Raw genomic sequence first — 18,978 nt, 5'->3', positions numbered from 1 at the left:
TGTCTACACAGTCTCTTATGCTTATTTTGTTAACTTTGTCAAGTTCATATTATACCAAATTAGATGAGCTTACCCTGCTTTTTTCTCTGGTTCGGCTTTCTCGGTACGAGATTTTTTAGGAGTTGCTTTTTCCGAAGTTTCTTTGGGCGAATTTAATTTTTTAGGAGTTGCTTTTTCCGAAGGTGATTTTTCGGCGGGCGCGGGAGTTGGAGTTGGCTGAGGGGGAGTTACTGCTGCTTCTTGAGCGTAAAGCAGATATTTCTGATACTCGATTACTTTTGATTGAGCGAGTTGATAGTTGGGGCTAGACACTGGTACTCTTCTCATTAATGAGACCGCTTCTTGCCAGCGATCGATAACTGTCGTCCAATCTTGCTTGGTTTTTGCCGATCGCCCTAACTCTGCTGCTGTGAGTGCGCTGTTAACGGCTTCTCGAAAAGTATCTGGTGCAGTTGCTAAATCTGCTGTTTCATCAGGATTATTCCCCGCAGTTGCTGCTGGCTGGTTCAAAATTTTACCGACAAACGCCACCACGGCGATCGCCAACATACCCGTTACTAGCCCGACTACAATGAAAGTCGATCGCAGCCGGTTCTCAAATGCAGCAAGTTCCGGCGGTTTTTCCTCCTCAAAATAGCTCTCCATCTCTGTGCGATCGTCCATATTAGCAACAGCAGTATTTGGCACAGATTCTCCTGCAAAGCTCTGTTGTTCAAAATTGCTGTTCTCCAAACTAAACTCTTGACTCCAAGCAGCACCAATCTGACCGCTTTCTCGGCCCTCAACCTTCACTTTGCGAATCGAATCCGGCTGCAAATTCGTCAGCTCGGTGCGAACAAAATCAACTAATGTATCTTCTTTCGGTACCTGCTCGGCCTCAAGAATTACATCCAAACAATCGCCGTCGAGATTTGCCGAGGCTGTGATGCCTTCAGATTGCAACTGGCTGTTTAGCCAAGATGCGATAGCCTGCGGATTTCCCTGCTTGGCAAGTTCCTGAAAATTAAGCTCTGTCATAGCTGGACACCTGATAATGCAGAAGGTAGAAGGCAGAAGGAATGAAAAAGTCAGAAATAGTTTTTTTTAAAGTTGAAAACACCCTAACTGAAATTCAACAAATAGTATAATGTATCGTGGCAAATCCCAGCCCAAATACGCAAATTCTCACTCTCGCTCCCCCTCCTAGCCTTTGGGAAAAGACTCGCATTCCTTACCCCCAAACGAACTCAGGTTTGTAGTGAGGAATGCAAGTCGTCTTGCTCAGCGGCCAAATACTGCTGCTGCAACGAGGTTTTTGATACCGGGCGCGCCAGTCCAGATATTGCCAGCATCGCCCCTAAAACCAGCATCCGCCTGGAAAAATCCTCGATCGCGCGGATGCGAGATGGGAAATTTTAGATGAAAAATTTGTGCGATCGCAGTGCCATCGGCGGACAGCGAGTGATATCATCAGTTAGTCAATATTCAAGTTTTTATAGCAAATAACTCGATCGCACAATGGTAGCAATAGCAATTTTAGCTGCAGGACGCGGCACGCGCATGAAATCTGACTTGCCTAAAGTTCTACACGAATTGGGCGGTCGATCGCTAGTTGAGCGAGTCCTCCAAAGTTGTCAAGAAATTCAAATTACCAGGCGAGTTGTCATCGTCGGTTATCGAGGCGAACTCGTTAAAGAATCCCTGATTCGAGGCCAAGAAATATCAGGGAAAAATCCTCAATCCCCTCCCCTAGAATTTGTCGAACAAACCGAACAATTGGGAACAGGTCATGCCATCCAACAATTGCTGCCTCACTTAGAGGGATTTCAAGGAGACTTGCTGGTCTTAAATGGGGATGTACCTTTGCTGAGGGCAGAAACTATCAAACAATTGATGGCCATTCACAAACAGCACCAAAACTCTGCTACTTTATTAACAGCTAATTTGCCGAATCCCCAAGGGTACGGTCGAGTATTTACCGACAGTCAAAACTTAGTCCAGCAAATTGTCGAAGACCGCGACTGCACACAAGCTCAAAAGCAAAATCATCGAATTAATGCAGGTGTTTACTGCTTTCACTGGCCGGATTTAGAGAAAATTTTGCCAGAATTGAAGGCAGACAATGACCAAAAAGAATATTACCTAACTGATACGGTAAATTTCCTCAGTCCGGTGATGGCGGTGGATGTGGAAGATTATCAAGAAATATTGGGAATTAACGATCGCAAACATTTAGCCACAGCTTGCGATATTTTGCAAACGCGGATAAAGGACAAATGGATGACGGCGGGAGTGACGCTGCTAGATCCCAACAGCATTACGATCGACGATACCGTAGAGTTGCAGCCGGATGTGGTAATTGAACCGCAAACTCACTTGCGGGGAAATACTTCGATCGCCTCTGGGAGTCGCATCGGCCCCGGCAGTTTGATCGAAAACAGTCAGATTGGGGAAAATGTGACTGTGCTTTATTCGGTGGTTGCTGACAGTATGGTTGCTGAAAATTCGCGAGTTGGCCCTTACGCACACTTGCGGGGACACGCAGAAATTGGGGCGAACTGTCGCGTCGGCAATTTTGTAGAATTGAAAAATACTCAACTCGGCGATCGAACTAATGTTGCTCACTTGTCTTATTTAGGCGAGGCGACTTTGGGAGAAAAAGTCAACATCGGTGCTGGGACAATTACGGCGAATTATGACGGAAAAAACAAGCACAAAACTCAAATAGGCGATCGGAGTAAAACGGGTTCTAACAGCGTGCTGGTTGCACCGATAACTTTGGGGGAAGATGTTACTGTAGCGGCGGGTTCTGTGGTGACAGAAGATGTGCCGAATGATTGTTTAGTAATTGCCCGTTCGCGGCAAGTTGTCAAACCAGGTTGGAAGTTGAAAGAACCTAAAAAGTGAACGATTGTTCACTTTTTAGATAATGAGTTTCCACCCGATCGCGAGTTTCGCACTGGATACCAAAGAAACCGGGTTTTTATACGGGTTTTTATAACGGAAGCGATCGCACTCTAGAAGATAGTGAAAAACCCGGTTTCTCAGTTTTGCATTTACAGTGCGAGCGTCCCCGCTCGCGTATTGTACAATACGCGAGCGGGGACGCTCGCACTACAATAAAAAAATGCTTTTTACAAAACTGAGATGCTCCCGTCCGCAACCTTGAGAAATCGGGTCGATCGCGATCGGCTATTTTTGGTGATTTTGCTGGTGCAGATAGTTGTTAATCGCTTTGGCGATTTTTGCTTGCTGGTATGGGTTCATGGTGCGGGGTAAGGAGATGCGAGAGCCTCCACAAGCTAACAGCCTGACTTCGTACCAAATGTCATGATCCCGATCTTTTGTGCGATCGACTTCCACGCCATAAATATCGCACAGAGAGTATTCCATTACTTTACCTGCCAACAAACCCCGCTGTTTAACAGTCAAGGTGTTTAAAGTTTCATCGAAGCTGTAGATTTCATTATTTCTCAAGACGATCGCTGCGATTCCTGCGAGCACAAATATGGCTCCTGTCCATCCCAACCAGTGATCCTCTTGGCTTAAGCGCAGCAATCCATTTTTTGCATTTTTAACAAAATAATTGATGTCAGAAGCCACAGCGTCTTGGGTTCCCCAATTAGTGGAGTTAGCAGTGAAAGGAACAGTGCCCACAGAAGTCAAAAGTACAACTCTGGTTTTATAGCCGCATCTTTCAACTTTAGCTCCCTGCAAAGAAGCCAGCTCAATTTCTTTGATGTTCGACCCCAGTAAATTCGATCGCACAATCTGGCAGTTTCCTTGTTTTGCCTTCAATCGCTGGCAGCTCAGGGTTGCTGCATGATAGTCAAAAGTCAGCGATATCAGTCCAACTGCCATGAATAAACAACTAGGGAGCCAAAAATCAAATATGCTTTGAGTCTGAATTATTAATTCACTGGCTGTTTGCTTGATTATTTTCATTTATCTCACCCTTTTATTCCAAAATTGAGGCTACACATCGACTTCCTGACCCCGATCAGCCAAATTGTTAACTTATATATTATTTGAAGTCGTCCTTTGCCATGACCCCTTTTATTTTGCTAATAGGTTAGCACTAAAATGCCTGACCGACAACAAAGGTCGGGAGTTTACCTGCGGCTGGGTTTAAGATAGCTTTCCGTGACTTAAAGTAGATGAATCTTAAAAGTATATTAATTATGTTATGGGAATGAGACCTTAGCTTCGCGAGCCGCAGGAAAGTAATCACTCTGGTGAGAACAGGTTTACATTTTGTTACATTATCAGGTTTATTTGCGCCTACTTAATTATCAAGGTCGCGAGTTTATCGGCGGGCGGGTTTAAGATAGTTTTCCGTGATTTAAAATAGATAAATCTTAAAAATATATTAATTATGTTATGGGAATGAGACGTTAGCTTCGCGAGCCGTAGGAAAGTAATCACCAAGGTGAAAACAGGTTTACATTTTGTTACATTATCAGGTTTATTTGCGCCTACTTAATTATCGTTAAGCTAATCAGCATTTAAATTCTATGGTCAAATAAACTTTCACTCTTGTGAGGAGTAGGGGTTAGGCCCGAAAGCCCGCCCTCAACCCAAAATTTAAATGCACAACAGCTTAGGAATGAGAATTAAATAACTTCCACAAGATTGTGGGATGGGCGTCCCGCCCGTCCTTTTTGGACGGGCGGGACGCCCATCCCACAATAACAATTAAAATTGTAAGTTATTTAATTCGCGATCCTTAGTTATGGATTTGGGCGATTGCCTACGCGATAGCTAGGGTTCACGGATTTGTAGGGCAAATACATTGCTAAGCGTGCGATTATCGCTAATCGAGATATAGCTGCGAATCAAGTCAGCCATTTTGTATTGTTCTGTTAGGGAATAGCTTCTTAAACAGATGATATCGCCCCCGAACATCCACAAATCAACATAATAGCTACGATTTCCCTCGCTATCTCCTATTTCCTCTAATTCCACCGCAGAAATCTCGCGAGTTGAGCATTCGGTAACATCATGAAGCCACACACCCCGTCGTTTAATGGTCATTTTGCTAAAAGTTTTATCAAAAATGTATGTTTCATCTATCGCCCCGTCCAACAAAGACAGCGAAAACAACAGAAATATGCCTCCACCTATCCAATTTGATGCCAAAATAATCTGCAATAGTCCAATGACGATGAAGGGAGAAATTAATAGCAAACCATCCCAGGCGCTCGAAGATTGAATTGTTAGTTTAGTCGGTGTTTGCTTGAGAATTTTCATTAATGTAGTTGTTGAGTTTAAAAACAATGCGAATTACTTATATAGCAATCCTTGCAGGAGTCGTAAATTTTTAACCCCACCCCAACCCTCCCCTTATCAAGGGGAGGGAGTAAGAATTTTACAAATGACTTAGGATGGCTATATATCCGCTGTAGGCAATTTTTAATGCACCGATTATTATTTAACACTGCTTTGGACGATCGCACTTTTGGTGTTGTCAACAGCATTGACAGCATAAGCGTCGCCCGGACGTATCTGTAAAGCTCTGTTAAAATTGATTAAAGCGGTTTGATAGTCCCCCTGTCCGTAGTAGATATAGCCGAGTTTCATCGATTGTTTGAAGTCAGAATTTTGAGCAGCAACACGAGCAGAATTAGGCTCAGTTACAGGTGCAGCATAAGTAGGAGATGGCTCGGCAGCAGGAACTGACTCGAAAGCAGGAGATAACTCTTGATAGGGTGATGGAGAAGTGTTGAAACCAGAAGGAAAAGAAGAGGGCGATTGCTCGTTATACCCCTGCTCTACATTAGATCCAGAGTCAGAGACTTTTACAAAATTTTTGCCATAAAATACTGAAGTAGTAATGCCTCCCAATACAAACATTAGCAATCCAGCACATTGAATTAAAAAGGTTTTTCTGATTTTTTTATTGCTCCAATTTTTGATATAAAAAACCAATGATGCCAATGGGACAAGCAAGTAAAGCACTCCCCAAATAGTTTCCTCTCCAAAAGCTTGAACTAATCCCCAAAAATAGCCAACAAGACTTAAAACTAAACCTAGGATGAAAAATAAGGCGATCGCAATTCCAGGCATTTTCTATTTCTCCGATTGATGTATAGTTATTTTGCCAACTGTAAAGGAGAGGATTTTCTACCTGCAACTCATTCCCCTGTTTGCTGTGTTAAAAATAGATTAGCGGTGACAACAGTTCGATCGCGCACAGCCAATGTTAGGATTTTGGTTAGGAATTAGACTAGGAACTCGATCGCGACTGCCGCAAATGATACCCTCTACCCTCGATCGACCCGAAGAACCATTTGCACGCGCCAGCAACGGCTGGGACATCCAAAAGCTTTACACCGACTTGGCAAATGCCAAACAACAATTCGCCCCCCACACCAGAAGAGGGCTGACACCTGTAGAAAAGCGGCACCTCTGCGGCTTGCTGTGCGGCTACAGCCCAGCCGAAATTGCGGTATTTCTCAACAAACAAATCAAAGGTGTAGAAGTTGATTTGTCAAAAACTTTGTACAGATACATAGAATTATTGACAAATCGACCCCGAAATGCTCTCAAAAATTGGAGAGATGCGATCGACTGGCTGGAAATAGCCGGATATAAAACGCAGCCAAAAACCTCAACCGGCGCCATCTTAAAAGCCACTCTTCACCATTCAGACAGGATTTTGTCTGCGGCTATCAGTCCCGACGGACAATTCCTCGCAACGGGTTCTGAGGATAGTACAGTTAAAATTTGGAGTTTGCACAGCGGGGAACTGCGGCAGACAATTTTCGGACATTCAACAGCCGTGTTGCTAGTGGCTTTCAGTCCCGCCAGCAAAACGCTGCTGACACGATCGCGCGCGGGTACAGTCAAACTCTGGAACCTGCAAAACGGCCAACTGCTGAAGCGTTTGGCAGAGGTACACCGCCACGAATCCGTCGCCGTAAGCCCCGACTGGCAAATTTTGGCCATCGGCACCACCTGCGGCACAATCAAGCTTCAGCACCTCAACAGCGGCCAACTGCTGCAAGTTTTAGAAGGCTATCAAGGGGATGACATAAGTGCGATCGCCCTGAGTCCCAACGGCAAAATGCTAGTAGCCAGCGGCCTCAATGCAGCCAGCGGTTTCTGTCGCGCCACAGTCACTTTGTGGGAATTGCCGGGAGGCGAAGTGAGGCGAACATTTGGCAGCGAAAATTATGTAGCGATTTCTTCCGATAGCCAAATTCTTGTCAGTCACGGCGGCCAAACTATCAAACTCTGGAATTTGCAAACAGGCGAATTATTGCATTCCTTACAAACAGGAATTCGCATCACTTCCGCCGTCGCAATTAGCCCTGATGGGAAATACTTTGCAGTGGGGTGTTTTGACGGTACTGTTAGACTTTGGAATCTTCGCGGCGAATTGCTGCACACTTTAGATGGACATTCTAGCCCTGTGTCTGCGGTGGCGATCGGGCTTTTGGGCGAAACTCTCGTCAGCGGCGGCGAGAATGGTACTGTTAAACTTTGGCAACTGCGGGTTTAAGAATATCGATTCTGGTTGCACCAGAATGCTTGTTGACTGTTGACTGTTGACTGTTGACTGATGACTGATGACTGATGACTGTTGACTAATGACTAATGACTAATGACTGATGACTAATGACTAATGACTAATGACTAATGACTGATGACTAATGACTGTCGGATTTGATATAAAACTAACGCCGATCGAGATACCCGACTTTTTGAACAAGTCGGGTATCCTGAGATGTTGCACCATTCTCAATAAGCTTTTTATGAACAGGCAAGATGCCTGTTCCACAAGAAAATTCACTCTTTGTGGAACAGGCCGGAAAGCCTGTTCTTGAGAATGGTGCAAGATGTGAGGCAAGATGGCTGTTCCACAAGAAAATTCACTCTTTGTGGAACAGGCCGGAAAGCCTGTTCTTGAGAATGGTGCAAGATGTGAGGTATCTGAACCGCAGACTGACAATTTATATCGGCTTTTTAAGCAATAAAAATCAGCGTTCCCTTGCTCATTTCCAAAGTATCGCCCATTTGCATACCGTTGTGAAAAGCACCCAAAATCACCTCGCTAGTTTTGCCGAAAGCGATCGCCCCGCTAGCATCAATTCCAATTGCGCCAAAATCCCGTTGACGTTCGTCAGCTTCAGCAAAAGAACGCTCAAAAGCAGTTTTCAAACTCAAACCATCCGTTACCCGAATCACAATTCGCGCGGCCAAACACTCGTCCATAATGTGCTCGCCAATCCCCGTACAGCTTACCGCCGCACTTTGGGCCGCGTAATTTCCCGCCGGCATCGCCGAGTCGCTAACCCGCCCGATGCGCTCAAAACCCTTGCCACCTGTCGAAGTCCCAGCAGCCAAGCGTCCATGCACATCCAAAGCTACGACTCCGATCGTACCCACACCGGCCGGTTCGGCAACCACGTCAGCCATTGCTTTGCTAAAATTGCCTTGGCGTTCCTGCATCCACTCGTGCAAACGCAAATCCGTCATCGGATCGTAAATCGGCAATTGAAGTTCTCGCAGTAATTCCGCCGAACCAAAATCCGAGAGAACTCGATCGTCCGAATGCTGCAAAAATTGAGCAAGTTCGATCGGATGTTGAACGCGAGAAACATTAATCGCCCCGCTGAAACGCTGCATCAAACCATCCATCAGCGAAGCACTCATCCGAATTTGACCGTCCGACTGCACTACAGAACCAGTACCGGCATTGAATCGCGGGTCATCTTCCAACAATTGGCAGCCCCGCACCACTGCATCTACGGCACTTGCACCGTCTTTCAGCAGCGGATAAACTTCCTCCAAAACATCGTAAAGCGATTTCCGCACCGCCTCAATTCCGCCTTTACTGTGTAGAGAACTGCCGGCACCGCCGTGAATAACTAGCTTTGGTTGCACCTGTTGCGATGCCATACTTTTTAACCTAAAATTTTTCCTTTGCAATCTTAGCTTCGATCGAGCAACTTGCCCTAAATTCTTAATCTTGAGCCGCCAAACGGCGGCGACGACAACGTTCGGAGCAGTATTTGACCTCATCCCAGCAGTCAGCCCATTTTTTGCGCCAAGTAAAAGGTCGATCGCACACTGGGCACATTTTTGTCGGTAAATCAGATTTCGATCGTTGCTTAGCCATGCTAATTTGGAAAGTACATTACTAACTCACATCTTGTACCATTTTTAGGAACAGGCAAGATGCCTGTTCCACAAGAGTTAAATTTGATTGTGGAACAGGCATCTTGCGATTATGAACAGGCTTTCCGGCCTGTTCCACAAGAGTTAAATTTGATTGTGGAACAGGCCGGAAAGCCTGTTGCTAAGGAAAAACCTAATTTCTGCCAAACACCTCCCCAAATAAAAATGCTCGAAATGGCCGGCGCCAACATCCGAATAATCTTAGTCGAACCGGCAGGCCCATTGAATGTCGGTTCTGTTGCCCGCGTCATGAAAAATATGGGTTTGCACCAATTAGTTTTGGTAAATCCCCAATGCGATTATTTAGGGGAAGAGGCCCGACTGATGGCAGTTCGCGCCGCCGACATACTCGAAACTGCCAAAGTAGTCGAGAGTTTGCCCGCTGCTTTGGTGGGGTGTGTCAGAGCGATCGCAACTACAGGGGATGATAGTCGATCGTTGCCAACACAACTAGAAGAACCAGCAGATGCCTTGCCTTGGCTCCTAGAAGCCCCCAGCGCCCTCATTTTCGGCCGAGAAGACTGCGGCTTGACCAATGCCGAATTAAACCGCGCTCAACGCCTGATCCGCATTCCCAGCAGCGATGCCTACACATCTCTAAATCTCGCCCAAGCCGTCGCTATCTGCTGTTACGAACTATACAAGTCAGTTGTCAGTTGTCAGTTGTCAGTTGTCAGTGGCCAAAAGGAATCGGCTCCCTTGGAAAATTTAGAGGGATATTACCAGCAACTAGAAACGCTGTTACTCAAAATAGGATATTTGCAGCAGCACACAGCAGCAAGCCGGATGGAAAAATTTCGGCGTTTGTACAACAGGGCTTATCCGACAGTGGATGAAGTCGCCATGCTGCGGGGCGTCCTCCGCCAAACAGAATGGGCAATCAAAAGTTACCCACGAGAGGCAAATTCTGATACTCTGAATGGGGCGTTGCCGGAAAATCCAACGGATAGCTAGGAGAAAGGCTGATAATTGGGGATGTGAGATTGAGGATTTTTTTCACAGAGAACTTTCCTTTACCCACTTGTCACCTTCATAACAGGGTTTCTTGACTAAAAACCTAAGCTTTGCGATAATTTGCGGGCAATAAACCCGGTTGCTGATACCATGCAGCGTCTGGGGTAAATCTAAAATCTAAAATCTAAAATCTAAAATTGATTGGCTGACAAGCTGAAAAATCTTAAACTTGAAATTTACAGTAGTGATGAAGGAGTAAGACGTGGCAGAGCGGTTTCCCAAAGGATCGATATTATCGGTGATATCCTCGATATCCTCTGCCAACTCCGGCTCAAAGCAGCCTAAGTCAGGCAAAGCAAGTCAGTCTGGCAACTCGGGCCGTCGCCGCCCTTCGCAACCGCAAAACGGCAATTCAGAAATTCGATCGCCCGAACCTGCGACTTTGCCACCGCAACAAAGCCGCGGCAGCAGAATTGGAGCCAATTCTCCCACATCTTCGGAAGAATTTACTACACAAGACTTTTTATCCGATCCTCGATCGGCAATTAACCCCAGAAAACCCAGAGTCAGCAAAATTCCCCCGTCGAAGACTCGCAAACCAGGCAAAAAAGGCCTCGCTGCTGTCGATATGTTCGAGTTTCCGAACCCGAATCTGGAGCGGGAAAATGTGAGTTCGATCGCCAGCAATCCCAACAGCCAGCCCCCAACAGCCACTCCCCCTACCACCCGTGGAAGTCGTCCCAGTTCGCCCCCTGTTCGCATTCCAGACACGGTAATCCCCGCAGATGCCAAAAAACCCCCCGTGCCTAAACCGCGCCCACAAGCGAGTCAGAGACCGGGTAAACGCTCTGCACCTCGGAGCGTGCCGCCGTTGGTGTATGCTACTCGCTTGCTGATTTTGGGAGTTGGGATAGCGGTGATTTGCGGTACGCTGCTGTCGGTGGTAAATGCTGTGAGTCGAGCATCCACTGTAGCTGCAGAAGAACAAACCACCGCAGGGGAGAAAAACTCAGATGCAGGCGACACCGCATCTGCAGCAGCGGTGACAGGAGAAGTGCTGCAACTGAATCAAGAATTAGGAGCTTTGAAAACGCAAGTTCAGGTTTTAGCAACAGAAAATCCTAGTTTGACAGCCGGAATATTTCTAGTCGATTTAGATACTGGAAGCTACCTAAATTTTAATGGCGATACTGCTTTTGCTTCAGCTAGCACGATTAAAGTGCCAATTTTAGTAGCTTTTTTCCAAGCAGTAGATGAGGGCAAAGTGCAGTTAGATCAGGTGCTGACGCTGAAGTCCGAACACATTGTCGGCGGTTCTGGGGATATGCAAGACCAGGCTCCTGGCAAGAAGTATTCGGCTTTGGAAGTTGCCCAAAAGATGATTGTTGTCAGTGACAATACGGCGACAAATATGATGATTGAGTTGTTGGGAGGTGCTGAGGTTTTGAATCAGCATTTTGCAAATTGGGGTTTGAGTACCACGGTTCTGCGTAATAATTTGCCAGATTTGGAGGGAACTAATACTACCAGTCCGAAGGATTTGATTAATATCATAGCCCAGATCGATCGGGGGAATTTGGTATCGGTGAAATCGCGCGATCGCATTTTGCAAATCATGCGCCAAACTAGAAACGATTCTTTGCTGCCGAAAGGTTTAGGCGAAGGTTCAATTATTGCTCACAAAACCGGCAACATTGATACAATTCTTGCGGATGCGGGTATGGTGGATTTGCCGAATGGTAAGCGTTATTTGGTGGCGGTGATGGTGAAGCATTCACCGGAAACGGAGAAGCAGGCTCAAACATTGATTCGGGATATTTCTCGGATGAGTTACCGCTATTTGTACGGTGGGGAAACGCCAGCCGATTCAAAAGTGAAAATTAAAAATTGAAAATTCAACCGGGTTTTTTCCGGCTAGTGTTGTAGACTTTATCAAACTCTAAATCAGTTTGTATTATGAAACTCAACATCCGCCTTGCTTGTCTAGTAGCGCTCTCTATTTTAGCCGTTGGAGTTTCCCCCACCTTGAGTAATGCTAATCCTGCTCCTGAATATGAGACGGACGGCGTGAGAGTGATCAACAATAATATCGAACTCAATCGGGCGAAAAACTTAGCCCGTCAAGCAGCAGAAATTGCTAATGGGGGTTTAGGCAACTATCGAGCTGAACCTTCTATGCACGGTACTTCTAAGGAATCGCCGTTTGTTGACAATGGCGATGGAACTTGGACTTTTACTTTTAAGGGTAACAAGCCTGGTTCGTCTGTCTATACTGTAGAAACGGTTGTTACGGTTTCTCAAGATGGCCGAATCAGAGTTGATTACAACGGGCCAATTCGCCAGTTATCTCCATTGTGAACAACTGTGCAAATATCGGGCTATGCAGTTTCAATTCCCGATCGGGATTTAAGTTAACGGCATTTTTTCCCTTTGTTACAATCAAGGGAATTCCCCTCCTCACATCAGCACTAATGCAAATTATCCTAGAAGTTCCCGATATCCTCGGCGAAAAACTGCAAGAATTGGGCGATCGTCTCCCGGAAGCCCTGGATCGCGCACTTCGGGAACTCGCCCCCGCAGAAACCATCCCCTACCAAGACGATCGCCAAATCGTCGAACTGCTAGCGAGTCAACCCAGCCCAGAAGAAATCCTCGCAATCCGCCCCACACCTGTGTTGCAAGCCCGCATGAGCGAACTGCTCGATCGCAATAAATCCGGCACTATTTCGGCCAGAGAGGAAGTCGAACTCGATCGCTATTTGCTGTTAGAACATTGGGTGCGTTTAGCCAAAGCTCACGCCTACAAACGCTTACAGACAGAAGCATGAGTTATGTACCAGCCACTGTGCGTCGCGTCGTCACCCAACGCGCCGGAGAGCAATGCGAGTATTGTCGATTTCCCCAAACGGCTTCACTCTTTGCCTTTGAAATGGAACACATCATTGCTGAAAAACATGATGGGGCCACCGTCGTGGAAAACCTAGCGTTATCCTGTCCTTCCTGCAACCGTTTCAAAGGAACTGACCTAGGTTCTATCGACCCTGAGACAGGACAGCTAACTCCCTTTTTTAATCCCCGTGTCCAGGAATGGTCAGACCATTTTCGGCTAGAAGGAGGAGCAATCGTCCCACGGACACCAGAAGGGCGCGTAACCGCTAAAATTCTGCAATTTAACCTCCTAGAACGCATCCTCGAACGCGAGCAACTTATCAGTATTGGGGAATATCCAGCACCCCGCCCACAAACCACATAAACAGTAGGTGATGGTATAAAATCAACTTAACGATGCAGATTTTAGCAATAATTTAGAGAAGTGGTATTACAAAACAAATGAATAATTTTAATGGTGAAAAAACCTTATAACTGGAATAGTATTAGAGAGTCCTTGGGTGATTGTAATTCCCCCTATGCTTATATAGTAGCTTATTATCTTTCAAGATTTGATAGAGATGCTTATCAGAAATTGGGATTTGGTAATATGACTGATACCCATGAAAAAATAGGCTCTCTACTTGGAATTTCCGCTAATACAATCAAAAATTTGAGAGATGCCTTTGATCCTTATCATGAAAATAGGCGTAGAGGCTGGTGGCAGAGAGAGTTATGGCGTTGTGAGAAAGAAATTTATGAAGGATTTAAAGAATATTCTGAAGAAGAGCTCTATGTTCTAGTTGGCAAAATTTTAACCACACCCAAGCTTGATTTTGAACAGATTTTCGATTATTTTAGTGTCTCAGATGATACGCTAATATTTCCTGATGAAGTCGGAGAAGTAGAGGAAACTAAAACTTTGAAAGAAGGTTCTATCCGTCAAATACAAGTTAATGCTTATGAACGAAATAATCAAGCTCGCAAAAAATGTATTGAACATTATGGGCTAAATTGTTATGTTTGCAAGTTTAACTTTGAAAAAGTTTTTGGAGAAATAGCTAAAGGTTTTATTCATGTTCACCATATAATACCTTTAGCTGAAATTAATCAAGAATATGAAGTTAATCCTATTCAAGATTTACGTCCACTATGTCCTAACTGTCATGCAATGATTCATAGGAAATATCCTCCATTTACTATTGAAGAAATTAAAGATTTACTTAGTAAAAACTGACTTCGTAGATAGATGTCCAAGATATTTTATGAGACCATAGAGGCTCAAATCCTTGCCGCAGCAGCCATACAGCCGAAAGATTTGACAATCAAGCATCCAGGATACAAGCCCCCGGATTCATTCCGAAAGCAGACTCAGGATCCAGAAATAAAAAACCTGTATCCGATAAACCAGCCCCCGAATTGATCCGTGGGGTCAATGCTTCAATCTAAAATCTAAAATCTAAAATCTAAAATCGATTGACCCCTCAAAAAAACACCTAGCCATTCACGGAAATTCCAAGAACCAGAAAGCGATTAAACACTCGCGACTGCTAACTGTTCCGCCGCCTCTTTTTCGTTCATCTCGTCGAGTTTCTGCCAAACTTGCTGCATCAATTCATCCAATCCAAGTCTACTAACGGCAGAAATCAACAAAACAGGAGCGCCGCTAATTTCTTTAAGTCGGCTGATTAAATTAGCGATTTCTTCGCTTTCGAGGTCGATCGCATCTACCTTATTAAAAGCCAAAATCTGCGGTTTATCGGCTAAACCACGCCTGTAAGCCTTCAATTCTTCCTGAATTGTGACATAATTGGCGATCGGATCTTCATCGGTAATATCGATCAGATGCAGCAGCAACCGAGTTCGTTCGATGTGCCGCAAAAACTCGTAACCCAAACCCGCGCCTTCGTGCGCTCCCTCAATTAATCCGGGAATATCAGCAAAAACAGTACCGTCGCCGGTCGGTTTTCTGACTACGCCCAAATTCGGGACTAAAGTTGTAAACGGATAATCTGCTATCTTGGGGCGAGCCGCAGACAAAGCTGAAATTAAGGTGGATTTGCCAGCATTCGGCATCCCCAGAATTCCCACTTCAGCTAATAGCTTCAATTCCAAACGCAAAAATTTGTGTTCTCCTTCTTTTCCCGGCATCGCATAATCGGGAGCACGGTTGGAATTGGTCAGAAAACACTTGTTTCCTAAACCGCCTTTGCCGCCTTTGGCTACGCAAAAAGTCTGTCCGGGCGTCACTAAATCTGCTAAGATTGCCTGAGTTTCCGCGTCGTAAACTACTGTACCGCAGGGAACTTCGATCGTGCGATCGTCCCCTGAAGCCCCCGTCATATTCTTCGGCGCGCCGCGCTTCCCGTCTTCAGCTTTAAAAATCCGGTTGTACTGAAAATCTAGCAGCGTTTGCAGGCTTTCCACCGCCACCATATACACGGAACCGCCTTTGCCGCCTGTCCCGCCAGAGGGGCCGCCCGCTGGTACATACTTTTCTCTGCGAAAAGCTACCATACCGTCGCCGCCTTTGCCGGCTGCGACTTGAATATCTGCTCGATCGATAAATTGCATAATTTAGTCAGTAGTCAATTGTCAGTTGTCAGTTGTCAGTTGTCATATCATGTCCGATCGAGCGATTAAAAGGGCGGGTTTTTGAGATTGTCAATTATTGGCAAATATTTTTCGTGAACCCGCCCCTACCTTATTAGGGGTAATCGACCGGACATCATATCAGTTGTCAATTGTCAATTGTCAATTGTTAGTTGTCATTAGTCAGTAGTTATTATTATACCAGATCCAAGTACCATATTGCTCTTTTTCTTTAGCCCGGGTCGGCGGACGACAGCCAAGTTTAGTGGCTATTTACAGTTGCCGGAAAAATATAATTTTACCAATTCTGAAAAGTAGTTCAGAGCTTGAGATTGTCCGCGAGCATTTGTAGGGAAACGGCACTGCCGTGTCCAGCTCCTAAATCGGCGATTTTTAATAATTTGTATAAGCTTGAGGATTGTACCAAAACTTTTGTTGAATTAGTATTATCAAAGCAGATTTGATATTAGCAAGACTCACGCACAAAAACTGAATAAACCCGGTTTTTCTACTGGGGCGGATGGGTGTAATGATGTTTTTTCGTAGAAAAACCAGGTTTTTGCGTTCAGGACTAATAGTAGTCATTGGGTAATAGTTACAGTCATTAATCCCAGATTTCACAAGCATGACAACTGACAACTGACAACTGACAACTGCCTACTGACAACTAACTACTGACTAATGACTAATGACTAATGACTAATGACTAATGACTAATGACTACTAACAATAGGACGATACATCTTCCTTACATTCATCTGCCAAATAGCAGAGAGCTCGAAAGCGCATCCCGACTAACTGTTCGTAAAGCGGGTTAATCTGGCACATCGCCGGAATGTGGACGATTTTGCGACCAAATAACACGACATCTCGCTCAAACGGACACTGGGGCGGAATAATTTTACAGACAAAGTGTGCCAATTTTGGGTCGTGAATTTCCCAGCCGTCAAGCCAGTCTTTGACGGGTTGCAGGACATTTTTGTGGTGAGGTTTAGGTAGCCGAGATGAAAGCGCTGTTCCGGCGGCGGGGGCGACATTCGCATCAAAGACTATTTGGCTGCTGGGCCCCTGGGGATCGCACTTGCTGTCTTCGATGGTGTGTCGCAGAGCTTCGATCACCTCTACGTTCTGACCCAAAGCTGTGCAAAACTTGTAGATTACCTCGTCTTCGCTGAGCGAGTATGTACCGTCTGCCAAAGCTACCATGACTGCTGTCCTCAAAAAATCCTCGCCTTTGGCGGTGTCTTCCCCTAACACAGTGGCTAGTTCCCCTGCGGTAATGGGTTCAAAACCCGCCTCAAAAGATACCGGGTGTAGTTCATCCTGAGTTAGATTTGCAATCATTTTTTGCTCGTCTTCGTCAAAGTTGCCGTCTGCCCAAGCAATTGTCAGCAATCCCCGCAGCCAAGCAGTAATCTCTTCATTGGTGCAGGAAGATTTAGCGTTACTCATTAGCATTTCCACTTGGATGTACCAGTCAATTTGTTCGTTTACAGCGGACTCAATATTCCCCTCCCAATAATTTTTACTGGTTTTGTGGTCGATCGATGATCTATTTGTAGAAGGTTGGTGCCCGAAGATTGCTCCAAACGCTTGTAGTGGATGTGTTAAAAGCATATTTGTTTCTCAGCAGCATCGCTGACTAGCGAGCTAATCTATTGGGTAATCCTATTCCCTAAAAAGTCATCTATCGCGAGGAATAGGTTTGTTGAATTCATCTTAACTCTAGTTGCACCCATTGAGATGGCGATCGAATTTTATTCAATCCCGATTGCCATTAGCAACCCAATTTTTCGCAAGAAATAAAAGGTTGGCAAGCGTGGGATCTAATCAGACACTGGGTTTCTCACCCAGGCGGCGATCGAACTTCGCTCTCTTTGCATTTTAATATATATTTTTGTAAATTTTTGTGTGCCGGCAGCACAATATTAACAGCGAGCCGACTTTACGTTGGTGAGAAAAAAATATATGAGAAAAATTTTACCGCCGATAAAAGCTTTTGATTGTTGTGTCCGCCTAGAAATGACCGATTTTTTTTTAGCTTCGGCGACACAAAATCCAGCGCAATTCCATTGGCGGGCGTGCGTTTGCCATCGGGAAGACATCTCGACCGGTGGCCCAACTGGGAAACCAGGGCGTCGGGGGCCAGGCTCCTTCTGGCAGGTGGTGGCGTTCGTACTCAAACACCAATTCGTCGGATATTTGGACTAAGGGCAAGCCTTCCATTGCGGTGGCGAGTTCTTGGGGTGTAAATAAAGTAGACCAGGAGAGTTGGGCAACTTGTCGCACGAGGGCATCTGGCTGGTAGTCGCCGACGGTTAAAAACGTGCTGAACAGCAACAGACCTCCGGGAGACAGGGAATCGCACATTTTAGCTAAGAAAAGCCGTACTTGATCGTTGTCTCGAAAATGTGAGATGACTTCGGCGGCAACAGCCAACTGGTAGCGGGCAGGTTTCATCCGCATTAAGGGGTCGAGCACGTCGCCTTCAGTAACTGTCACGGGAAGGTTTTCGGCTGTTACTGCCGCTTTCAATTGTTCTGCAAAAGCTGGGGCTAGTTCGATCGCATCCACAGAATAGCCCAATCTCGCCAGCGGCAAGGTATTGCGGCCGGTACCAGCCCCCACGTCCAAAATCCGCACTCGATCGGGCGTGCCCAATTTAGCAGCCGTTGCCATCAATTTTGCATCGGGATGAGAACCGAAAAGCGGAGGTTCTCTGGTGTCTACCCAGCTTTTGTACTGTTCTCCAACACTTGAGGTAGTAACAATCACTTTGCAAGCTAAACCGGTTTGCGGCGGCTGTACTGATTCGTATTGCAGGATCAGCATCGATGCTGTGGAGGTGCGGTAGCCTTGTTCTAACTTGGTGGCTAAAAGCTTGCTGAGTTCGTCTCTGCGGTCTTCGGGCAGGGGTCTGTCGAGAGTGCTAAATAGATTTTCTATGGACTTTAGATAGTGGTTTAGCATTCCTGGGACGCAGGGGAAAATTAATTCTCCGCGAGCGTTTATGCGGGTATTAATTTTGTAGAGGATTGCTTGCTGGAGAATGTCGGGATTTACTACCAGCGGTAGCTGTTCGGTCTGGTTGATTGTACTTTCGGCGCCCATAAATTCCGCGAAGAGGTGATTAGTTGTTAGTTGTTAGCTCTTAGCTGTTAGCTGTTAGTTATTAGTTATTTGTTATTTGTTATTTGTTATAACTCACATCTTACACCTTCTCAAGAACAGGCAAGATGCCTGTTCCACAAAGAGTAGATTTTCTGCTTGTGGAACGGGCATCTTGCCCGTTCAAAAGGCTGATTGAAAAGGGTGCAACATCTCAGTTATAACTCACATCTTACACCTTCTCAAGAACAGGCAAGATGCCTGTTCCACAAAGAGTAGATTTTCTGCTTGTGG

The 18,978-nt window shown here is 45.6% G+C and carries 18 protein-coding genes; 9 read left to right on the top strand and 9 right to left on the bottom strand.

The window, feature by feature from the left end; genetic code table 11:
- Nucleotides 1-69 precede the first annotated feature (69 nt).
- Nucleotides 70-1,017, bottom strand: a complete 948-nt coding sequence (locus QT992_RS29525) for a hypothetical protein (RefSeq protein ID WP_333343039.1) — start codon at nucleotides 1,015-1,017, stop codon at nucleotides 70-72.
- A gap of 480 nt (nucleotides 1,018-1,497) precedes the next feature.
- Between QT992_RS29525 and glmU the strand changes: the two genes are divergently transcribed.
- Entirely contained in the window at nucleotides 1,498-2,886 is a 1,389-nt protein-coding gene (gene glmU, locus QT992_RS29520) for a bifunctional UDP-N-acetylglucosamine diphosphorylase/glucosamine-1-phosphate N-acetyltransferase GlmU (protein ID WP_333343040.1), read from the top strand.
- 285 nt (nucleotides 2,887-3,171) lie between these two features.
- On the opposite strand, the gene QT992_RS29515 is transcribed toward glmU, so the two are convergent.
- The 3 genes from QT992_RS29515 to QT992_RS29505 form a co-directional block, all read right to left on the bottom strand.
- The gene (locus QT992_RS29515) at nucleotides 3,172-3,924 is read right to left on the bottom strand and encodes a hypothetical protein (protein WP_333321209.1); all 753 of its coding nucleotides are present in this window, start codon (nucleotides 3,922-3,924) and stop codon (nucleotides 3,172-3,174) included.
- An 816-nt stretch (nucleotides 3,925-4,740) separates the two neighbouring features.
- Nucleotides 4,741-5,229, bottom strand: coding sequence for a hypothetical protein (locus QT992_RS29510; RefSeq protein ID WP_333342163.1), 489 nt, complete (start codon nucleotides 5,227-5,229; stop codon nucleotides 4,741-4,743).
- A gap of 177 nt (nucleotides 5,230-5,406) precedes the next feature.
- Nucleotides 5,407-6,045 (bottom strand): hypothetical protein, encoded by a 639-nt coding sequence (locus QT992_RS29505; RefSeq protein ID WP_333342161.1) that lies wholly within the window; start codon nucleotides 6,043-6,045, stop codon nucleotides 5,407-5,409.
- 133 nt (nucleotides 6,046-6,178) lie between these two features.
- Here QT992_RS29505 and QT992_RS29500 point away from each other — a divergent pair, with 133 nt between their 5' ends.
- Together QT992_RS29500 and QT992_RS29495 are read left to right on the top strand one after the other, a co-directional pair.
- Nucleotides 6,179-7,483, top strand: a complete 1,305-nt coding sequence (locus QT992_RS29500; RefSeq protein WP_333342160.1) for a WD40 repeat domain-containing protein — start codon at nucleotides 6,179-6,181, stop codon at nucleotides 7,481-7,483.
- A 349-nt stretch (nucleotides 7,484-7,832) separates the two neighbouring features.
- A complete protein-coding gene (locus QT992_RS29495) occupies nucleotides 7,833-7,958 on the top strand; it encodes a hypothetical protein (RefSeq protein ID WP_333378370.1) in 126 nt (41 codons plus the stop codon).
- On the opposite strand, the gene QT992_RS29490 is transcribed toward QT992_RS29495, so the two are convergent.
- Nucleotides 7,948-8,883 (bottom strand): isoaspartyl peptidase/L-asparaginase, encoded by a 936-nt coding sequence (locus QT992_RS29490; protein WP_333342156.1) that lies wholly within the window; start codon nucleotides 8,881-8,883, stop codon nucleotides 7,948-7,950. The genes QT992_RS29495 and QT992_RS29490 overlap by 11 nt on opposite strands.
- 64 nt (nucleotides 8,884-8,947) lie before the next feature.
- The gene (locus QT992_RS29485; RefSeq protein ID WP_006631540.1) at nucleotides 8,948-9,103 is read right to left on the bottom strand and encodes a DUF2256 domain-containing protein; all 156 of its coding nucleotides are present in this window, start codon (nucleotides 9,101-9,103) and stop codon (nucleotides 8,948-8,950) included.
- Nucleotides 9,104-9,327: 224 nt separating this feature from the next.
- Here QT992_RS29485 and QT992_RS29480 point away from each other — a divergent pair, with 224 nt between their 5' ends.
- The 6 genes from QT992_RS29480 (at nucleotide 9,328) to QT992_RS29455 (ending at nucleotide 14,221) form a co-directional block, all read left to right on the top strand.
- Nucleotides 9,328-10,116 (top strand): RNA methyltransferase, encoded by a 789-nt coding sequence (locus QT992_RS29480; RefSeq protein WP_333342165.1) that lies wholly within the window; start codon nucleotides 9,328-9,330, stop codon nucleotides 10,114-10,116.
- Nucleotides 10,117-10,414: 298 nt separating this feature from the next.
- Nucleotides 10,415-12,007, top strand: a complete 1,593-nt coding sequence (locus QT992_RS29475; RefSeq protein ID WP_333342154.1) for a serine hydrolase — start codon at nucleotides 10,415-10,417, stop codon at nucleotides 12,005-12,007.
- A 65-nt stretch (nucleotides 12,008-12,072) separates the two neighbouring features.
- The gene (locus QT992_RS29470; protein WP_333342152.1) at nucleotides 12,073-12,474 is read left to right on the top strand and encodes a hypothetical protein; all 402 of its coding nucleotides are present in this window, start codon (nucleotides 12,073-12,075) and stop codon (nucleotides 12,472-12,474) included.
- Entirely contained in the window at nucleotides 12,471-12,944 is a 474-nt protein-coding gene (locus QT992_RS29465; RefSeq protein ID WP_333342150.1) for a hypothetical protein, read from the top strand. The genes QT992_RS29470 and QT992_RS29465 overlap by 4 nt, the downstream gene beginning before the upstream one ends.
- Nucleotides 12,941-13,369: an HNH endonuclease signature motif containing protein gene (locus QT992_RS29460; protein WP_333342148.1), complete on the top strand. Its 429-nt coding sequence runs from the start codon at nucleotides 12,941-12,943 to the stop codon at nucleotides 13,367-13,369. Before QT992_RS29465 ends, QT992_RS29460 begins: the two co-directional genes overlap by 4 nt.
- A 90-nt stretch (nucleotides 13,370-13,459) precedes the next feature.
- Nucleotides 13,460-14,221 (top strand): HNH endonuclease, encoded by a 762-nt coding sequence (locus QT992_RS29455; protein ID WP_333342146.1) that lies wholly within the window; start codon nucleotides 13,460-13,462, stop codon nucleotides 14,219-14,221.
- 296 nt (nucleotides 14,222-14,517) lie between these two features.
- Here the strand turns inward: QT992_RS29455 and obgE are convergent, their stop codons facing one another.
- From obgE to QT992_RS29440, 3 genes are all read right to left on the bottom strand, one after another.
- Nucleotides 14,518-15,558: a GTPase ObgE gene (gene obgE, locus QT992_RS29450; RefSeq protein ID WP_333342144.1), complete on the bottom strand. Its 1,041-nt coding sequence runs from the start codon at nucleotides 15,556-15,558 to the stop codon at nucleotides 14,518-14,520.
- A 741-nt stretch (nucleotides 15,559-16,299) separates the two neighbouring features.
- Nucleotides 16,300-17,193, bottom strand: a complete 894-nt coding sequence (locus tag QT992_RS29445) for a Mo-dependent nitrogenase C-terminal domain-containing protein (RefSeq protein WP_333342142.1) — start codon at nucleotides 17,191-17,193, stop codon at nucleotides 16,300-16,302.
- Between the two features lie 420 nt (nucleotides 17,194-17,613).
- Nucleotides 17,614-18,687, bottom strand: coding sequence for a class I SAM-dependent methyltransferase (locus tag QT992_RS29440; protein ID WP_333322266.1), 1,074 nt, complete (start codon nucleotides 18,685-18,687; stop codon nucleotides 17,614-17,616).
- Nucleotides 18,688-18,978: the final 291 nt, after the last annotated feature.

Origin of the sequence: Microcoleus sp. T3_D1, from assembly GCF_036700405.1 — a bacterium.
Classification (GTDB): Bacteria; Cyanobacteriota; Cyanobacteriia; order Cyanobacteriales; family Microcoleaceae; genus Microcoleus.
This window is presented reverse-complemented; position numbering and strand designations above follow the sequence as displayed.